The organism is Staphylococcus sp. EG-SA-14 (assembly GCF_017151935.1).
GTDB classification, from domain to species: Bacteria; Bacillota; Bacilli; order Staphylococcales; family Staphylococcaceae; genus Staphylococcus; species Staphylococcus aureus.
Genome location: NZ_JACVZM010000010.1, coordinates 34,246 through 52,046, shown reverse-complemented (window position 1 = coordinate 52,046; position 17,801 = coordinate 34,246). Strand labels below are relative to the sequence as shown.

22 protein-coding genes and 1 riboswitch are annotated in these 17,801 nt (G+C 34.7%); of the genes, 1 reads left to right on the top strand and 21 read right to left on the bottom strand.

What is annotated here, in order from left to right; genetic code table 11:
• The 5 genes from thiM to IDG63_RS07640 form a co-directional block, all read right to left on the bottom strand.
• On the bottom strand, window positions 1-792 hold the full coding sequence (gene thiM / locus IDG63_RS07660; protein WP_001108480.1) for a hydroxyethylthiazole kinase: 792 nt from the start codon (window positions 790-792) through the stop codon (window positions 1-3).
• Complete coding sequence (gene thiD, locus IDG63_RS07655) at window positions 776-1,606, bottom strand: bifunctional hydroxymethylpyrimidine kinase/phosphomethylpyrimidine kinase (RefSeq protein ID WP_000594959.1); 831 nt, start codon at window positions 1,604-1,606, stop codon at window positions 776-778. Before thiD ends, thiM begins: the two co-directional genes overlap by 17 nt.
• Window positions 1,599-2,288 carry a thiaminase II gene (gene tenA, locus IDG63_RS07650; RefSeq protein ID WP_000396079.1) on the bottom strand — a complete coding sequence of 230 codons (690 nt, stop codon included), beginning with the start codon at window positions 2,286-2,288 and terminating at the stop codon, window positions 1,599-1,601. Before tenA ends, thiD begins: the two co-directional genes overlap by 8 nt.
• A 79-nt stretch (window positions 2,289-2,367) precedes the next feature.
• Window positions 2,368-2,470, bottom strand: a riboswitch (TPP riboswitch).
• Between the two features lie 397 nt (window positions 2,471-2,867).
• Window positions 2,868-3,563, bottom strand: a complete 696-nt coding sequence (gene sceD, locus IDG63_RS07645; RefSeq protein ID WP_000752001.1) for a lytic transglycosylase SceD — start codon at window positions 3,561-3,563, stop codon at window positions 2,868-2,870.
• 388 nt (window positions 3,564-3,951) lie between these two features.
• On the bottom strand, window positions 3,952-4,347 hold the full coding sequence (locus IDG63_RS07640) for a single-stranded DNA-binding protein (RefSeq protein ID WP_000932694.1): 396 nt from the start codon (window positions 4,345-4,347) through the stop codon (window positions 3,952-3,954).
• A gap of 193 nt (window positions 4,348-4,540) precedes the next feature.
• Between IDG63_RS07640 and IDG63_RS07635 the strand changes: the two genes are divergently transcribed.
• Window positions 4,541-4,981: a YwpF-like family protein gene (locus IDG63_RS07635; protein WP_000846746.1), complete on the top strand. Its 441-nt coding sequence runs from the start codon at window positions 4,541-4,543 to the stop codon at window positions 4,979-4,981.
• 58 nt (window positions 4,982-5,039) lie between these two features.
• Here the strand turns inward: IDG63_RS07635 and fabZ are convergent, their stop codons facing one another.
• From fabZ to glyA, 16 genes are all read right to left on the bottom strand, one after another.
• Entirely contained in the window at window positions 5,040-5,480 is a 441-nt protein-coding gene (fabZ, locus tag IDG63_RS07630; protein WP_000447678.1) for a 3-hydroxyacyl-ACP dehydratase FabZ, read from the bottom strand.
• Window positions 5,481-5,513: 33 nt separating this feature from the next.
• A complete protein-coding gene (gene murA, locus IDG63_RS07625) occupies window positions 5,514-6,779 on the bottom strand; it encodes a UDP-N-acetylglucosamine 1-carboxyvinyltransferase (protein ID WP_000358006.1) in 1,266 nt (421 codons plus the stop codon).
• Window positions 6,780-6,889: 110 nt separating this feature from the next.
• On the bottom strand, window positions 6,890-7,123 hold the full coding sequence (locus tag IDG63_RS07620) for a DUF1146 family protein (RefSeq protein ID WP_000384523.1): 234 nt from the start codon (window positions 7,121-7,123) through the stop codon (window positions 6,890-6,892).
• Between the two features lie 131 nt (window positions 7,124-7,254).
• Window positions 7,255-7,347, bottom strand: coding sequence for a hypothetical protein (locus IDG63_RS07615; protein WP_031835036.1), 93 nt, complete (start codon window positions 7,345-7,347; stop codon window positions 7,255-7,257).
• Window positions 7,348-7,683: 336 nt separating this feature from the next.
• Window positions 7,684-8,088, bottom strand: coding sequence for a F0F1 ATP synthase subunit epsilon (locus IDG63_RS07610; protein WP_001094394.1), 405 nt, complete (start codon window positions 8,086-8,088; stop codon window positions 7,684-7,686).
• A 19-nt stretch (window positions 8,089-8,107) separates the two neighbouring features.
• Complete coding sequence (gene atpD, locus IDG63_RS07605) at window positions 8,108-9,520, bottom strand: F0F1 ATP synthase subunit beta (protein WP_000511135.1); 1,413 nt, start codon at window positions 9,518-9,520, stop codon at window positions 8,108-8,110.
• A 21-nt stretch (window positions 9,521-9,541) separates the two neighbouring features.
• Complete coding sequence (gene atpG, locus IDG63_RS07600; protein ID WP_000157603.1) at window positions 9,542-10,408, bottom strand: ATP synthase F1 subunit gamma; 867 nt, start codon at window positions 10,406-10,408, stop codon at window positions 9,542-9,544.
• A gap of 30 nt (window positions 10,409-10,438) precedes the next feature.
• Window positions 10,439-11,947 carry a F0F1 ATP synthase subunit alpha gene (atpA, locus tag IDG63_RS07595; RefSeq protein ID WP_206176402.1) on the bottom strand — a complete coding sequence of 503 codons (1,509 nt, stop codon included), beginning with the start codon at window positions 11,945-11,947 and terminating at the stop codon, window positions 10,439-10,441.
• A gap of 21 nt (window positions 11,948-11,968) precedes the next feature.
• Window positions 11,969-12,508, bottom strand: coding sequence for a F0F1 ATP synthase subunit delta (locus IDG63_RS07590; RefSeq protein WP_000241344.1), 540 nt, complete (start codon window positions 12,506-12,508; stop codon window positions 11,969-11,971).
• Window positions 12,508-13,029, bottom strand: coding sequence for a F0F1 ATP synthase subunit B (locus IDG63_RS07585; protein ID WP_000140679.1), 522 nt, complete (start codon window positions 13,027-13,029; stop codon window positions 12,508-12,510). The genes IDG63_RS07590 and IDG63_RS07585 overlap by 1 nt, the downstream gene beginning before the upstream one ends.
• 197 nt (window positions 13,030-13,226) lie before the next feature.
• Window positions 13,227-13,439: a F0F1 ATP synthase subunit C gene (gene atpE / locus IDG63_RS07580; RefSeq protein ID WP_001048816.1), complete on the bottom strand. Its 213-nt coding sequence runs from the start codon at window positions 13,437-13,439 to the stop codon at window positions 13,227-13,229.
• A 42-nt stretch (window positions 13,440-13,481) separates the two neighbouring features.
• A complete protein-coding gene (atpB, locus tag IDG63_RS07575) occupies window positions 13,482-14,210 on the bottom strand; it encodes a F0F1 ATP synthase subunit A (RefSeq protein WP_000349655.1) in 729 nt (242 codons plus the stop codon).
• A gap of 20 nt (window positions 14,211-14,230) precedes the next feature.
• Entirely contained in the window at window positions 14,231-14,683 is a 453-nt protein-coding gene (locus IDG63_RS07570) for an ATP synthase subunit I (RefSeq protein ID WP_072414315.1), read from the bottom strand.
• A 67-nt stretch (window positions 14,684-14,750) separates the two neighbouring features.
• Window positions 14,751-15,878, bottom strand: a complete 1,128-nt coding sequence (gene wecB, locus IDG63_RS07565) for a non-hydrolyzing UDP-N-acetylglucosamine 2-epimerase (RefSeq protein ID WP_000723418.1) — start codon at window positions 15,876-15,878, stop codon at window positions 14,751-14,753.
• 23 nt (window positions 15,879-15,901) lie between these two features.
• Window positions 15,902-16,531, bottom strand: a complete 630-nt coding sequence (upp, locus tag IDG63_RS07560) for a uracil phosphoribosyltransferase (RefSeq protein ID WP_000048712.1) — start codon at window positions 16,529-16,531, stop codon at window positions 15,902-15,904.
• Between the two features lie 27 nt (window positions 16,532-16,558).
• Window positions 16,559-17,797: a serine hydroxymethyltransferase gene (glyA, locus tag IDG63_RS07555; protein ID WP_000120494.1), complete on the bottom strand. Its 1,239-nt coding sequence runs from the start codon at window positions 17,795-17,797 to the stop codon at window positions 16,559-16,561.
• Between the last annotated feature and the right edge of the window lie 4 nt (window positions 17,798-17,801).

The following is a 17,801-nucleotide window of genomic DNA, read 5'->3' as shown; positions in this document are numbered from 1 at the left end:
TTATTCCACCTCTTGAATACGAATCCGTTGTTGATAGGTTGTTTCATTTAAATGATATAACGTATCAAGCAACAATGGTGAAAACGTACCAGGACCACCACAATTTTCATTTTCAGCAGCTACCTCAGCAGCAATATTAAATACGCTTACCGCTTCAATTAACGCTTCTATGTCTGGTTCTGTTTCTCTAAATAAAAATCCAGCAATAACGCCTCCTAATAAACAACCAGCTCCAGTTACTCGTGCTAATAATGGAGATCCATTAGCTAATACGATGGCTTTATTATCTTGAACAATAACGTCCTCTTTACCTGTGATTACTATTGCAGTTTTATATGTTGCGTAAGCCTTTTTCGCTATTGCAACCGCATCAAGATTAGCATCACTATCTGTACCTTTCATAGTTGCTGTATCATCAATCAACGCTAATATTTCAGATGCATTGCCTTTAATTACTGATACTTTCGCTGATTTCAATAATAATTTACAAAATTGCTTTCGATATGTAGAAGCACCAACAGCTACAGGGTCAAATACAATAGGTAAGCCTGCCTCATTTGCCGTTTGAGCAATCGCAATAATATCTTGTTCATTTTCTGCTGTTAAAGTACCGATATTGATTAATAGCGCTTGTGCAACTTTGTAAAATTCTTCAGCTTCTTCGGGAGCTTCACTCATTGCAGGGCTAGCACCAATACTTAATAAACCATTCGCTGTAAAATTTTTAACTACATCGTTTGTATAACAAATTGTTAATGGGTTTTCAATACGTATTTTATTTAGATAATTCATCGTCTAATCCCTCTTTCTTTAAATATGCAAAATGATTCACTGGACCTCTACCACGGCCGATTTCAGGCGTATATTGTATACTCATTGAAATAAACTTTTTAGCCTTGTGTACAGCCTCAAATAATGGTCTACCTTTTGCAAGTTCTGCCGTTATAACTGCTGAAAATGTACACCCTGTTCCATGCGTATGTTTTGTTTTAAATCGTTCATTTTCAAATGTTTGAACACCTTCGTTAGTAAATAAATAATCTTTTGCTATATCAGTATCATTTGAATGACCGCCTTTAATGATGACACCTTTACTACCAATCTCATTAATAAAGATGCGGCCAGCCTGCATAATTTTTTCTTCACTATCAATGGTTAGTCCCGTTATTTCTTCAGCTTCTGGTAAATTCGGTGTTACTACGTCAGCTAATGGCAATAACGTATGCTGCAAGTTTTGCTTTGTGTCATTATCCATTAATGAATCACCGCTTTTCGCCAACATAACAGGATCAATTACATATGGAATAGATTCATGTTGCATTAAATAATGACGAATCGTTTCCATAGTATCTGCTGTAGCAATCATCCCCGTTTTAATAGCATGAGGTAAGGTATCATTGAAGACACTATCAAGTTGTTCATCTACCCATTGATGATTTAAATTATGAATATGTTGTACGCCCAATGTATTTTGAGCAACAATACTTGTAACGACGCCCATACCATATACACCACATGAATGAAATGATTTTAAATCAGCCATTACGCCGGCACCACCTGTTGGATCAGTACCTGCAATGGTTAATGCTATTTTAGGTTTAATCATTTACTTTTCCTCCAAATCCCCATTGTTCTAGTGTCATAGCCATATTGAAAAATCGACGCTCATGTATGCAACTTTCTAAAAATACTTGCTTTACTTGTTCCAATTCCTTGTCAGACATTGATTCGGCTAATTTATTCATTAATGCCTCAAATACGTTAATTATGTCATCCATTTCAGTACTATAAAAATCAAACCATTTTGCCGTATCTTTTTCTCTATTAAGCTTATGATCACTTTGAGAGCGCTTAGCTATTTCTGCATAAATATATGGACAAGGTGCCATTGCAGCAATTGTATAAATAGCATTTTCACGACTATGCGCTTGGAAATACATATGTTTTATGTAATGGTCGCCACTTGGTGGCCAAACTTTTGTTTTAATGATTTCTTCGTATGATTCACCAACAATTTGCGCTAAAATATCATGCGCAAGTACTTCACCTTCAACCATAAATTCTATTTGCTCTACTAAAAATTTTACGTCATTCATGCTATTCATTTTTGGAATTAACAAAGCATATAAGTTTGTGAATTCTTTTAAATAAGCTGCATCAGCTTGTAAATAGTGACGTAATGCATCAGCTTGTATATTGCCTAATAACATTTTTTGAATAAAGTCATCCTCATAAATATCATTAATGATTGGCTTTGCAGTTTGGTACAATTTTTGTGAAAATTCCATTGTAAAAAATCCTCCCTAAATAAAAAAACTACTTCCAACATGAAAGTAGTTTGATGGCAATGTTGCTATACTAGCCCCATCACTTCAATAACTACTTTCCTACGTTGGTACTAACCAAATCAGGTCATAAGGGTCTGAACAATTCATCTCAGCCATATCATTAGGCTCCCCTAGTAGTTCCTTAGTATTCAATTGCAAATTAATCTTAGCAAACGGTTTCAACATTTTCAATTATTGTTGCTCAGTTGGGAGTGGGACAGAAATGATATTTTCGCAAAATTTATTTCGTCGTCCCACCCCAACTAGCATTGTCTGTAGAAATTGGGAATCCAATTTCTCTGTGTTGGGGCCCCGCCGGCAAGGTTGACTAGAGTTGGAAAAAGCTTGTTACAAGCGCATTTTCGTTCAGTCAACTACTGCCAATATAACTTCGTAGAGCATAGAACATTGATTTATGTCCCAGCCTCTATAATGACATATATTTGCGAAATAAAAAAACCGGAACATATCGAGAATTCCCCGATATATTCCAATCTAAAAGTTACTTATATAACTATTAATTAGCTATGCATAAATGGCTTATGCAGTAACCCAATGTCCAGCGCCACCAGTGTTATATAATTTTACTGCTGCGGCATCTTGAACACTTTCAGGAGCATTTGCTGGTGATACACCTTTATATTTAGCAGGTGCTACTGAATCCCAAGTTGATTGTAAGAATTGATACTTACCAGCTGCACCTGATGTTGGATTTACAGCATGAATATTGCCACCTGATTCACGTTGAGCAATTTGTTTTAGATGAGCATTCACATTTACTGATGAACCTTCTGATGCTTTTGATTCAGTTGGTGTTGCAGTAACTTGTGAATTGTTTGATGTTGATGCTTGTGGTTGTTGAGTTTGAGCATTTTGTGGTGCTTCAACTTCTTGTGATTGTACTTGATTAGCTTGAACAGCTGATGGTGCAACATTATTAGTTGCAGGTGCTTGTGCACTCATGTCTGCTCCATTAGCACCTGTTGCATGGTAATTCCAAGCAAAGTGTGTACCATCTGATTCAAAGTGATAAGTAAACCCTTCATAGTCAAATGTATAATTATAAGCCCCAGCTTCAATTGGTTTTTGATTTAATGTTTGATCATTTGATTGCGCCATTTGCGCTAAAGATGCTTTATTTAAGTCCGCTTCACTTGCATGGGCTTCGTGACCTGCATTTCCTGCTACGATTCCTAAACCTACTGCTAATGATGATGCGAGTAATGTTTTCTTCATAATCTTAAAATCCTCCTACAAGTAATTTGTTTCTCTAAAAGTTTTACAGAGACTACTGTAACATCTATAAAATCCGTGCAGGTTACAACAAAATAAAAAAATAGCCTTCTTTTTTACACAGTGATTACAACGAAATCCCCCATAATTTCAGATATGATTCTATCGAGAATTGTCATGACAGTAAAAATGTTTTTTATTTGCAATTTTTTATGTAATCGTTTTGCAATCTATGTCTATTTTCTATTAGAAAAACTACACAAAAAGACGACCTACACAACAGTACTAGTCATGTAAGTCGTTTTTAAGTGAGTATATTTCAAGTTAATTAGATCTATAAAAAATTTAGGATGGATTAAATGTATATTAAGGATGTTTAGGATAATTGGATTTAAATTTCTAATAAGTCATGATTATCTATATTTTGAGAGTCAATATCTAAAATACTATCTGAGAGAATTTCATTATTTTGGGATTTAGGGGACATAAATTTTATTGTTTCAACATATAATTCAGTGACAAAGTGTGTTTGTCCGTCTTTATCATACTTTCTTGATCTCATTTGACCAGTTATACCAACCAATGTACCTTGATTAGTATATTTTTCTATATTAGAAGCTAACTTGCCAAATGCTTTACAGAATAAGTAATCACAGACGATTTCTCCATTTTCATCTTTATAATTTCGGTGCGTTGCAACACAAAACGTTGCAATTTTTCTATCCTCCTTTTCAAATATTTGTGCGTCTTTCGTCAGTCTCCCGACAATTACGATTTTATTTAGCATGTAGTGTGTGATTCACCTCCTATGCCTATATCTTAATTACTAGCTTAAAAATGGTCAAAATGGCAAATTTTATATAATTAATAGCTATAGCATCTCGTTATTTGTTATATTTAAAGAAATTAGTCATGAAATGACCTTAAATCTTCTAAATAATTCAAAAATCATAAATATTAAACTAATGGGATGTGGGAATATGAAAACTTTTAAAGCAGTAAGGTTTCAAATTGTGAATGAACACGGCAGAATTATAGAATATGAATTAGAAGATGGCGTAATAATTAATAAAGAGGAAAGTGGCACGGGTTGGTTGCTTGAAATTGTCATTTCTAATGAGCATTATGAAACATTTAAGGAATATCAAGACAATGAACAGTTATTGGATATTCGTGTCGTCATCACGCGTCCAGCCAATGATCCAGCTTTATTTGAATCTACTGTGAAAAGTATTAAAAATTTTAAAACAACAATGTCTATCGTATTTGAATGTCATATTTACACTTTACGTCAACAGTATGCTGAAAGTTTATTAGAACAACTTATTGATGATGGATTATCTGGTGAAGAATTAAAAAAATCATTTAATCGAATGATGCAGTCTAAACCAAAGTTAAAGGATGAAAAATTAGAAGAGTAAAATAAAAAACATTCAAAGATTATGCCAACACATTAAATCTTTGAATGTTTTTTTTGTTTTATTTTACATCTTGAATTGCAAATGTAAGTTCACAACTACAAGCAAGTTGACCATCGACAGTAGCTTTAGCATTACCTTTACCGATTGGTCCTTTAATTTTAGTGATTTCTACTTCCAACGTTAAAGTATCACCAGGTACTACTTGACGTTTAAAACGACATTTATCAATACCAGCAAATAAAGCGATTTTACCTTTATTTTCTTCACTATTTAAAATAGCTACCGCACCTGTTTGAGCTAACGCTTCAGTAATTAATACGCCTGGCATTACCGCATACTCAGGAAAATGCCCTTGAAAGAATGGTTCGTTTCCTGATACTTGTTTAATAGCCACACAACGTTGACCTTCTTCATATTCAACTACTTTATCAATTAATAAAAATGGCTGTCTGTGAGGTATAATTTGTTTAATTTGGTTATAATCAAAAATTGTTTCCATGGTTGAAATCCTCCATTATATTAATTTACTGAATTAATCGTTAATACGTTCAATGTCTGCACCTAATTGCTTCAATTTACCGTGTAAGTCAACATAGCCTCTATCTAGGTGCGTTAATTCAGTAACGCTTGTTTTACCATCAGCAACTAATCCAGCTAAAATTAAGGCTGCTGCTGCTCTTAAATCAGTCGCTTTAACTTGTGCACCTTGCAATTGACTTTTACCTTCAAGTTTAGCACTACGACCTTCTACATTGATATTAGCATTCATACGTTTGAACTCTGCAACATGCATAAAACGGTTTTCAAAAACAGTTTCGGTTACGACTTTATGACCATTTGCCGTTAATAACAATGCCATCATTTGTGATTGCATATCAGTCGGGAATCCAGGATGTGGTAGTGTTTTGATGTCTACAGGTTGTAATTCCCCTTCAGCACGTACACGAATACCATCTTCTTGATAGTCCAATTCAACGCCCATTTCTTCTAGTTTATAGACTAAACTCGCCATATGTTCTTTGATTGCACCACGTACAAAAATATCACCACGCGTTATAGCACCAGCGATTAGTAATGTGCCTGCTTCAATTCTATCTGGAATGATAGCATGTTCTACACCATGTAATGATTCTACACCATTGATTGTAATTGTGTCTGTACCAGCACCAGTAATTCTACCACCCATTTCATTAATGTAGTTTGCTAAATCGACAATTTCAGGTTCTTTAGCTGCATTTTCAATTAAAGTCTTACCCTTAGCTAATGATGCTGCCATAATAATATTTTGTGTTGCTCCTACACTTGGAAAATCTAAATGAATTGATGTACCTTTTAATCCATCTTTAGCATTAGCATAAATATTACCATTTTCAAGATGAATTTCTGCGCCTAAAGCTTCAAAACCTTTAATGTGTTGCTCAATCGGTCTACTTCCAATTGCACAACCACCAGGCAATGCAACAATAGCATGTCCTAGTCTTGCTAAAAGAGGTCCCATAACTAAAATACTTGCACGCATTTTACTAACATATTCATATGGTGCCTCTTCATTTAGAGTCTTTGTTGCATCAACGACAACAGCATTTTCGTCCTTTTTGTATGTAACGTCAGCATTTAAAGTTGTTAATACATTATTTATTGTTTCTACATCACTTAAAGCTGGAACATTAACTAATTTGCTCGGTTTATCAGAAGCTAATAAAGATGCTGTCAATATTGGTAATACTGCATTTTTAGCACCTTCTACTTTAACTTCACCCGTTAATTTATTTCCACCTTTGATTACTATTTTATCCATCGTAAATCCTCCACTTAGAACTCCTATTACTTTACATTTCCCTATTTTAAAATTATTTTAAGTCATTATTTAATTATATCTAGTTTTGATTACAAATCATAGAGTTAGACTTATTTTATTAAATATTTTACCTGCGTCGAGTATTGTAACAAATCTACAATAAAATTGCTTACTGCTGTGCCTAATAAAATAGCAACAAATATCATACACACTTGTAATTGAGTGGCGTATCCTTTTTTAAAAAATTGATCTAATCTAATTGATTGTAAAGCCCAATAGGCAATACAAATACATACAACATGTAACACTAAATGGATAACTGCATATTGTCCGATATAATCCATTTTATCACCTCATAAGATTACTGTATTACATTGTACATGAAAAATTTAAATAATGATACAAAGTTTAATACCCGTTTTTAGTAAAGTTTAAGCTAACTTACTATATAATTCTTTTTACATAAATATCATAACTATAAAATATCTTGGTATGAAAAAATGTAGATACTTTCAAAAAATGAAATGTCGACTGTAGATAGTGGTGAAGGAAATTTTGATTTTAGCAATCTATTAGTGATTGTAAAAAAGTAAAACTATTCTTGGGAGTCGGACATAAATCAATGTCTAGACTCTATAGTGTTATATTTGGCAGTAGTTTGCGGGGCCCCAACATAAAGAAATACTTTTTCTTTAGAAATTAGTATTTCTTATACATGAGTTTTACTCATGTATTCCTATTTTTAAGTACACATTAGCTGTGTTTAATGATAAAGAACCACTACATCATAAATCTTTAATGGTTCTTTATCAATTCCTTCCCCCTCTCATGTTTTGTATCTTTAAATCAATATAATTCAAAAAAGGGTCGAAGATATGAAATCACATCTTCGACCCTTTATTTACTATTTTAATTCAGCCACACGCAAACGGTTATTTGCTCTCTCTAAAGCTCTTTCGGCTCTATGAATATCAGTATTGTCGTCATCATTTTCCAAGTGAGACTCTGCTCTTGCTTTGGCTAATTTAGCTCTTTCAACATCAATTTCTCTTGCAGTTTCTGCAGTCTGAACAATGATTGAAACTTTATCTTTTCTAACTTCAACAAAGCCATCGCTTACAGCAATATATTCAGTTCCATCGTGAAATTTCACTTTTACAAAGCCTGTTTTTAAAGCAGCTACAGTTGGAATATGTCCACTCATGACACCTATCTCACCAGCTGTTGTTTGCATAACAACGAGTTCAACATTATCACGATTGTAAACAGAACCATTAGGAGTGACAATATCTAGGTTTAATGTATTCATTATCCATTCCTCCTAATTGTTATACTTCAACACCCATATCTTTAGCTTTTGCAATAACATCATCCATGCTACCAACTAAACGGAAAGCATCTTCTGGAATATGGTCATATTTACCATCTAAGATATCTTTAAAGTTTGCAACTGTTGTCTTAACAGGTACATAAGAACCTTTTTGACCAGTAAATTGTTCCGCTACGTGGAAGTTTTGAGATAAGAAGAATTGAATTCTACGTGCGCGTTCAACTGTTTGTTTATCTTCATCAGATAATTCGTCCATACCTAAGATAGCAATGATATCTTGTAATTCACGGTATTTTTGAAGTGTTGATTGTACATCACGAGCTACTTCATAATGTTCTTGACCTACAATTGATGGTTCCAATGCTCTTGATGTAGACGCTAATGGATCCACGGCTGGATAAATACCCATTTCAGTTAATTTACGTTCTAAGTTTGTAGTTGCATCTAAATGGGCAAACGCTGTCGCAGGCGCTGGGTCAGTATAGTCATCGGCAGGTACGAATACCGCTTGAATAGAAGTAACTGATCCTTTTGTTGTAGACGTAATACGTTCTTGTAATTGTCCCATTTCAGTAGCAAGTGTTGGTTGGTAACCTACTGCAGAAGGCATACGACCTAATAATGCAGATACCTCAGAACCAGCTTGTGTAAATCTGAAAATGTTATCGATGAATAATAATACGTCTTGACCTTGTTCGTCACGGAAATATTCAGCCATTGTTAAACCAGATAATGCAACACGCATACGTGCACCAGGTGGCTCATTCATTTGCCCGAATACCATGGCTGTTTTCTTAATTACACCACTGTCACTCATTTCGAAGTATAAATCGTTACCTTCACGAGTACGTTCACCTACACCGGCGAATACAGAAATACCACCGTGCTCTTGAGCGATGTTGTTAATTAATTCTTGGATTAATACTGTTTTACCTACACCGGCACCACCGAACAATCCGATTTTACCACCTTTAATATAAGGTGCTAGTAAATCTACTACTTTAATACCTGTTTCTAAAATTTGAACTTCTGTTGAAAGTTCATCGAATGCTGGTGCTTGACGATGGATAGGATCGCGGCGAACAGAATCACTAATTTCTTCTTTAAGGTCAATTGTTTCACCTAGTACATTAAATACACGACCTAATGTTTCGTCACCAACAGGTACACTAATTTCTTTGCCTGTATCTTTTACATCCATTCCTCTTTGGACACCATCAGTTGAATCCATCGCAATTGTACGAACAACGTCGTCACCTAATTGCAGCGCAACTTCTAATGTTAGTTGTATTGTACCTTCTTCTTTAGGCACATCAATAACCAAGGCGTTATTAATTTTAGGAACTTCGTTATGTTCAAATCGAACATCAATTACAGGACCCATAACTTGAGTTACACGGCCAATTCCCATGCTATTTTCCTCCTTTAAATATTATTCAAGCGCTGCGGAACCACCAACAATTTCAGTAATTTGTTGCGTAATTTCTGCTTGTCTCGCTCTGTTATATTCTAATGATAAGTCATCAATAAGTTCAGTTGCATTATCAGTGGCATTTTTCATCGCAGTCATACGTGTTGCATGCTCACTTGCTTTTGCGTCTAATATTGTTCCGTAAATCAAACTCTCAACATATTGAGGCAAGATTACACTTAAGATAGATTCTTTATCTGGCTCAAATTCATAAGAAGACAAATGACCATGCCCCTTACTAGAATCCTCTTGAGATAATGGTAATACTTGTCTAGATGTAGGCTTGTTTTCAAGAACGCTGACATAATGACTATAGTATATATTTAATTCATCAATTTCTTCTTCACTGTATAAGTCTATAGCATGGTTAGCTAGTGCTTGAACAGATTTGAAAGAAGGTTGATCAGGTACGTCTACTTGAGAATACTCAATGTCATAACCTCTATTTTTTAGGAAATCAACACCTTGTTGCCCTAAAACTACAATACTGTATTCGCTACTATCTTGATGTTTCGCTTCAATATCAGTAATCAATTTTTTAAGCACGTTTGCACTATATGCACCTGCTAAACCTTTATCACTCGTGATAACTAAATATCCACTTCTAGTAATTTTACGAGGTCTTAGCATTGGATGGTTTGTATTGCTACTTGCCCCTGCAACTGCAGTAATTGCATCTTGCATTTTATCCATATATGGTGTGAATTGTTTTGTATTTTTTTCAGCTCTACGAAGTTTTGAACTTGATACCATGTTCATCGCTTTCGTAATCTGCTTCATTTTTTTGGTTGATTTTATTCGAGTATCTATTTCTTTAAGAGAAGCCACTATCTCACCACCTTATACTAAACTTGTTTATTATTCAGATTTGCTAAAGCTTTTTTTGAATTCGTTAATTGCTGTGTCAAACTTCTCAGCATCTGGTAAGCCACCAGTTTCTCTGATTTCATTTAACAGTTCAGTAGCATTTGATTCTGCCCAGTGGTTTAACTCGTCTTCAAAACGTGTGATATCTACAACTGGAATATCATCTAAATATCCTTTTGTTAATGCATAAATAATCAACACTTGGTGTTCAACTGGTAATGGTTTGTTTTGATCTTGTTTTAAGACTTCAACAGTACGTTTACCACGTTCTAATTTACTTGCAGTAAATTCATCAAGGTCTGAACCGAATTGTGCAAATGATTCAAGTTCTCTGTATGACGCTAAGTCAAGACGTAACGTACCAGCAACTTTCTTCATTGCTTTAATTTGTGCAGATCCACCAACACGAGATACAGATTGTCCGGCATTAATCGCTGGTCTTACACCTGAGAAGAATAAATCAGATTGTAAGAAGATTTGTCCATCTGTAATTGAAATAACGTTTGTTGGTACATAAGCTGAAATATCACCAGCTTGTGTTTCGATAATTGGTAATGCAGTAATTGAACCGCTACCTAAGTCATCGTTTAATTTTGCTGCTCTTTCTAATAATCTACTATGTAAGTAGAATACGTCACCTGGGTATGCTTCACGACCTGGAGGTCTACGTAATAATAATGATAACTCACGATAAGCTGCTGCTTGTTTAGTTAAATCATCATAAACGATTAAAACATGTTTACCGTTAAACATGAATTCTTCACCCATTGTTACACCTGAATATGGTGCAATATATAATAATGGAGAAGGTTCAGAAGCTGATGCTGCTACAACAATAGTGTAGTCTAAAGCGCCTGCTTGTCTTAACTTTTCAACATTTGCTCTTACTGTTGAATCTTTTTGACCAATAGCAACATAGATACAAATCGTACCTTGATCTTTTTGGTTCAAAATTGTGTCAATTGCAATTGTTGTTTTACCTGTTTGACGGTCACCAATGATTAACTCACGTTGACCTCTACCAATTGGTACTAAAGCATCAATTGCTTTGATACCTGTTTGTAATGGCTCATCTACTGATTTACGATCCATTACACCAGTAGCTTTTTTCTCTACTGGACGTGTTTTAGTTGTGTTAATCGGTCCTTGTCCATCAATAGGTTGTCCTAATGGATTAACAACTCTTCCGATTAGTTCTTCACCTACTGGTACTTCCATGATACGACCAGTACGTTTAACTTCGTCACCTTCAGTAATACCTGTATATGGTCCTAAAATAACCACACCCACGTTTGACTCTTCAAGGTTTTGGGCTAAACCAAGTACGCCGTTATGGAATTCTACTAGCTCACCAGCCATAACGTCATTTAATCCGTGAATTAATGCAATACCATCACCAATTTGTAATACAGTACCTACATCAGTTACGGACATTTCTGACTCATAATTTTCAATTTGTGAGCGAAGTAATGCACTGATTTCTTCAGCTTTTATGGCCATCTATGTCACTCCTCTTTATAATTAATTAACTCTTCTAAATTTTCTTTGTAATTGGACAAGATCATTTCTAACACTACCATCTAATACAGTTGTGCCGACTTTAACTCTAAATCCACCAATTAAATCTGGATTAATTTTTGTATCTACAATAACTTTAGATAACTTCGTTTGTTGAGTTACTAGTTTGACAATCTTATCTAACTCTTCTTGACTCAATTCATATGTTGACTCAATTGTTGCAAAATCTTGATTGTAGTGTCCGTTATATAAGCTTTGGAACGCCTTGAATACGTCAGCTATTAATGAGATATGTCTATTATCTGCTAACACGTACATCATATTTTTAATGTATGGATTAATGTCAGTAAATACACCATTAATCAACTCACGACGTTGTTCTGCTGTTTGAGTTGGATTACTGTCAACCATTTTCAATTGCTCAATTTTATCTTTTACTGCTTCATTTATAACTGTTAATTCTTCATTAATAGTCTCTAAATTATTTGTATCTAATGACACGTCAAATAATGCTTTAGCATACTTGTTAGCTACTTTTACCATTATTTATCGCCTGCCTCTTTTAGATACTTGTCAACCAATGCTTTTTGGTCTTGTTCAGAAATTTCTTTTCTAAGAACTTTAGAAGCAATTAACACTGATAGTTCAGATACTTGATTATTAATATCTGCAATGGCACGTTCTTTTTGGCTATTGATTTCACTTTGTGCTGTTTCAATCATACCGTTTGCACGTACGTTTGCTTCATGAATAATTTGTTCTTGCTGTTGACGTGCTTGAACCTTAGCATCTTCTAAAATCTTTTGAACTTCTTCTTGTGTTTCTTTAAGTTTTTGTTTATTTTCTTCTTCAAGTTTCTGTGCATTTAACTTAGCTTGTTCTGCGTCATCGATATCTCTGTTAATATCTCTTTCACGTTTATCCATTACATCTTTCAATGGACCCCATGCGAACTTTTTAAGTAACGCAAGTAACACGATGAAAGTTAGGACCTGTACAATCACAGTACCCCACTCAACGCCTCCAGCTGCACCAAGAACGAATAAGTTAGCTGTTTCAGTCACGGGTTCATGACACTCCTTTCATTAAAATAATCGCTAGTGTTATATAGAAAAAAACGACGAGGTTAGGACCTACTGAATTTATGCGATAGGCATGGTGCATTCATATCTCAACTATTTAATAAAGTTCAAAGATATTACTATATATGCATCATGAATTATGTCCTATGCGCTTTGTCCCGACCTCTTTTATCTGTTAATTATCCAGCAAATGTCATGAATGCAATTACTACACCGATGATAGGTAATGCCTCAACTAAACCTACACCAATGAACATGATACCCATTAATTGACCACGTGCTTCTGGTTGACGTGCTACACCTTCAACTGTTCTTGAAACGATTAAACCGTTACCGATACCTGCTCCTAATGCTGATAAACCAATTGCGATTGCTGCTGCGATTAAATTCATAATTTAATTTCCTCCTGTGATTGTATATAATTATTGAAATTTTTAGTGTTCATCTGCCACTTTATGTGACATATAAACCATCGAAAGCATAATAAAGATATATGCTTGGATTGTTCCTACAAATATTGAAAATGCTTGCCAAACAATTAATCCTGGGATACTAATAATCCAACCCCATGCTGGTTCGTTAAAGAATAAGCCAGCAAGTAATGTTAATAGTATCTCACCTGCAAATATGTTACCGTACAAACGCAGACCAAGCGTTAATGTTGAAGTGAACTCTTCAAAAACATTAATAATTGCCAATGGCCAAAACGGCTGTACATAACCTTTAAGATATTGTTTCGTACCACGCATTTTAATTCCATAAAAGTGAGTTAACAGTATTATCGTTGTAGACAACGTTAAAGTCACTGTTGCATCAGCTGTCGGTGATTTCCACCACAATGTGTGATCTTTCGTTACTATAGAAAACGGAAGACCTAACATATTAGCTATAAAAATGTACAGAATCAGCGTTACTGCTAAGAAGTGGAATTGACCACCTTTTTTCCAAGCCATGTTACCTTCAATGATTCCCCTCACGAAATCAAAAATCCATTCAACGAAATTTTGTTTGCCAGTTGGTCTTTTTTTCAAATTACGCGTACAAATGATAGCAAGTAGAAAAACAAGAAACGCCGTAACAAGTATCATCAATATACTTGATAAATTGAAAACGATATCAAAACCGAATAAATTCCAACTCACGAGCGGGGATTTGTGATCCATAATCTCACCTCTTTCTTAATTTATTTGCTCACCTTTAGTAAAGGACGTATGATAACTACAACATATGAAATCATTAAACCAATAATTATACCGATGATACTTACATGCGCTTTATTAAGGTACCAAATCATACAGGCAATAATTGCAACTAAGTATCGCCACATATTTCCAGTTGAAATATACATAGTGTCTGGTCTTTTAGCTTTAGCTAAATAGCATTCAAAAATACATGTGTTGATTGCAGAACCAGTAACACCAATGATTAATCCTAAGATAAATGCATGGTGTGTATAAAGGTATAATCCTCCCAATATTATTATTAGATAAAAATAATATTGAATGAACTGTTTAAAAATGTTGTAGAAACGACTCATTTTATATGCCTCCGTGTGACTGATATCAATCATGAAAACCGTTCCACTCATACAAACTAAATGATAATATAGGCGATTTGTGGTGTCAATTCTATTCAAATTGTTGTAAAAAAATAAGCATAGTTAGACACAATTTAGACACAATTAGACAAAAAGTCTATTTTCCTCAGAAATCGCTTGGTTTTTCAGTGATTAAATTCAAATAATACTTAATATGATTAACTATTCTTTCTGAAGCAAATCCATCACCGTAAGGATTAGATGCTTCAGACATTTGATGATATAATCTCTCATCATCGATTAATTCTTTTGCAGCTTGATACACATTTTGCTTATTTGTTCCAATGACTTTTAATGTGCCAGCTTCAACACCTTCAGGACGTTCTGTAACACTTCGCAAAACTAAAACTGGCTTATTAAATGATGGCGCTTCTTCCTGAATTCCACCTGAATCTGTCAAAATAAAATAAGATTTTTTAGCAAAATTATGGAAATCTACTACGTCCAAAGGTTCAATCAATTCAATTCTGTCATGACTACCTAAAATCTTTTGAGCCACCTCTCGAACTTTCGGGTTTTTATGCATTGGATATACCAGTGCTAAATCAGTATACTCATCTATTAAGCGTCTAACCGCTTTAAATATATTTTCCATGGGTTTCCCGATATTTTCTCGTCGGTGTGCTGTCATAAGAATGAATTTTTTGTCATGGTATTTATCCATGATGTTAGATTTATAATTGTCATCAACTGTATATTTCATAGCATCAATCGCAGTATTACCAGTGACAACAACACTTTCTGAATATTTCCCTTCACTTAACAAATGCGATGCAGCATTTTTAGTAGGTGCAAAATGTAAGTCAGCTAATACACCAACTAATTGTCTATTCACCTCTTCTGGAAAAGGTGAATATTTATCATAACTTCTAAGCCCTGCTTCAACGTGTCCAATCGGCACTTGGTTATAAAATGCCGCTAAACCACCTGCAAATGTCGTCATCGTATCACCATGTACAAGTACCATGTCTGGTTTTTCTAATTGAATCACTTGTTCTAATTGAGTGATTGATTTAGAAGTTATCTCAGAAAGTGTCTGTCCTGATTTCATAATATTCAAATCGTATTTTGGTTTGATTTCAAAGGTACTTAATACTGAATCAAGCATTTCTCTATGCTGTGCTGTAACAACAACAATTGGCTCGAGCATTTTTTCTTGTTCCAAAGCTTTAACTAAAGGAGCCATCTTTATGGCTTCGGGTCTTGTTCCAAATATGGTCATAATCTTTTTCATCAAACTACTTATCTCCGATTCTTCTATTTAGTACCAAACAATCTATCTCCAGCGTCGCCTAACCCTGGTGTGATATATGCTTTATCATTTAGCTTTTCATCAAGTGCAGCAATATAAATATCTACATCCGGATGTGCTTCATGCATCTTTTCTACGCCTTCTGGTGCTGCAATTAAACACATGAAGCGAATATTTTTAGCGCCACGTTTCTTCAATGAAGTAATAGCTTCAATTGCTGATGCGCCTGTTGCTAACATAGGATCAACAACAATGATTTGTCTTTCAGTAATATCTTGAGGTAACTTAGCAAAATACTCTACAGCCTTTAATGTTTCGGGATCTCGATACAAACCGATATGTCCAACTCTGGCTGCAGGTACTAAACTTAAAATACCATCAGTCATACCTAAACCAGCTCTTAAAATTGGAACGATAGCTAATTTTTTACCAGCTAATCGTTTAGCCGTCATTTTAGTTACAGGCGTTTCAATATCAACATCCTGAAGCTCTAAGTCTCTAGTTACTTCATATGCCATCAACATACCAACTTCGTCTACAAGTTCTCTAAATTCTTTAGTACCTGTATTTACATCTCTAATATAGCTTAGTTTGTGTTGAATTAATGGATGATCGAAAACGTGTACTTTACTCATAAAAATTACTCCTATCTTTGTGTATGTTTATTGATATAGAGGATATTCAGCTGTTAATTTCGCAACGCGTTCTTTAGCTTGTTGTAATTTTTCTTCATCTTTACTATTTTTCAATGCTAAACTGATGATTTTTGCAACTTCCTCAAAAGCTTTTTCATCAAATCCACGCGTTGTTGCAGCAGGTGTACCTAAACGTATACCACTCGTTACAAAAGGTTTTTCTTGATCGAACGGAATGGTATTTTTGTTACATGTGATACCAACTGAATCTAAAGTCTCTTCAGCTTCTTTACCAGTAAGTCCTATAGACCCTTTTACATCAACAGCTACTAAGTGATTATCTGTACCGCCAGAAACAATTCTAAATCCTTCATTAATTAATGCTTCTGCAAGAACTTTTGCGTTTTTAACCACTTGTTGTTGATACGTTTTGAAATTATTTTCTAACGCTTCTCCAAAAGCAACTGCTTTTGCTGCAATAACATGCTCAAGAGGTCCACCTTGAATACCAGGGAAAATTGTTTTATCTATGTCTTTTTTATATTCTTCCTTACATAAAATCATACCACCACGTGGTCCGCGTAATGTTTTGTGTGTTGTAGTTGTTACAAAATCAGCATATTCTACTGGATTTGGATGTAAACCTGCCGCTACTAATCCTGCAATATGTGCCATGTCTACCATTAACTTAGCGTTTACTTCATCTGCGATTTCTTTAAACTTTTTGAAGTCAATTGTTCTTGAATATGCTGATGCTCCTGCCACAATAAGCTTAGGCTTATGCTCTAACGCTAATTTACGAACTTCATCATAATTGATTCGTTCTGTGTCTTTATCTACTCCATATTCAACGAAATTGTAGAATTTACCACTAAAATTAACAGGCGCTCCATGTGTCAAGTGACCACCATGACTCAAATTCATACCTAAAACTGTGTCGCCCATTTCTAATGCAACTAAGTAAACAGCCATGTTCGCTTGTGAACCTGAATGTGGTTGAACATTGACATGTTCAGCTCCAAACAATGCTTTAGCACGATCAATTGCGATGCTTTCAGTAACATCTACAAACTCACATCCACCATAATATCGGCGTCCTGGATAGCCTTCAGCATACTTATTAGTCAACACTGAACCTTGTGCTTCCATAACCGCTTCCGATACAAAATTTTCCGATGCGATTAACTCTATGTTGCTATTTTGTCTCTGAAATTCTCTCTCGATTGCTTCTGCGATAACTTTATCTTGCTTGGTGATATAAGACATAAAA

Bases quoted from the DNA above. Each gene is read 5' to 3' on its own strand.
- thiM (WP_001108480.1), bottom strand. From the start codon at position 792: ATGAATTATCTAAATAAAATACGTATTGAAAACCCATTAACAATTTGT.
- thiD (WP_000594959.1), bottom strand. From the start codon at position 1,606: ATGATTAAACCTAAAATAGCATTAACCATTGCAGGTACTGATCCAACA.
- tenA (WP_000396079.1), bottom strand. From the start codon at position 2,288: ATGGAATTTTCACAAAAATTGTACCAAACTGCAAAGCCAATCATTAAT.
- sceD (WP_000752001.1), bottom strand. From the start codon at position 3,563: ATGAAGAAAACATTACTCGCATCATCATTAGCAGTAGGTTTAGGAATC.
- IDG63_RS07640 (WP_000932694.1), bottom strand. From the start codon at position 4,347: ATGCTAAATAAAATCGTAATTGTCGGGAGACTGACGAAAGACGCACAA.
- IDG63_RS07635 (WP_000846746.1), top strand. From the start codon at position 4,541: ATGAAAACTTTTAAAGCAGTAAGGTTTCAAATTGTGAATGAACACGGC.
- fabZ (WP_000447678.1), bottom strand. From the start codon at position 5,480: ATGGAAACAATTTTTGATTATAACCAAATTAAACAAATTATACCTCAC.
- murA (WP_000358006.1), bottom strand. From the start codon at position 6,779: ATGGATAAAATAGTAATCAAAGGTGGAAATAAATTAACGGGTGAAGTT.
- IDG63_RS07620 (WP_000384523.1), bottom strand. From the start codon at position 7,123: ATGGATTATATCGGACAATATGCAGTTATCCATTTAGTGTTACATGTT.
- IDG63_RS07610 (WP_001094394.1), bottom strand. From the start codon at position 8,088: ATGAATACATTAAACCTAGATATTGTCACTCCTAATGGTTCTGTTTAC.
- atpD (WP_000511135.1), bottom strand. From the start codon at position 9,520: ATGGGAATTGGCCGTGTAACTCAAGTTATGGGTCCTGTAATTGATGTT.
- atpA (WP_206176402.1), bottom strand. From the start codon at position 11,947: ATGGCCATAAAAGCTGAAGAAATCAGTGCATTACTTCGCTCACAAATT.
- IDG63_RS07590 (WP_000241344.1), bottom strand. From the start codon at position 12,508: ATGGTAAAAGTAGCTAACAAGTATGCTAAAGCATTATTTGACGTGTCA.
- atpE (WP_001048816.1), bottom strand. From the start codon at position 13,439: ATGAATTTAATCGCAGCAGCAATCGCAATTGGTTTATCAGCATTAGGA.
- atpB (WP_000349655.1), bottom strand. From the start codon at position 14,210: ATGGATCACAAATCCCCGCTCGTGAGTTGGAATTTATTCGGTTTTGAT.
- wecB (WP_000723418.1), bottom strand. From the start codon at position 15,878: ATGAAAAAGATTATGACCATATTTGGAACAAGACCCGAAGCCATAAAG.
- upp (WP_000048712.1), bottom strand. From the start codon at position 16,531: ATGAGTAAAGTACACGTTTTCGATCATCCATTAATTCAACACAAACTA.
- glyA (WP_000120494.1), bottom strand. From the start codon at position 17,797: ATGTCTTATATCACCAAGCAAGATAAAGTTATCGCAGAAGCAATCGAG.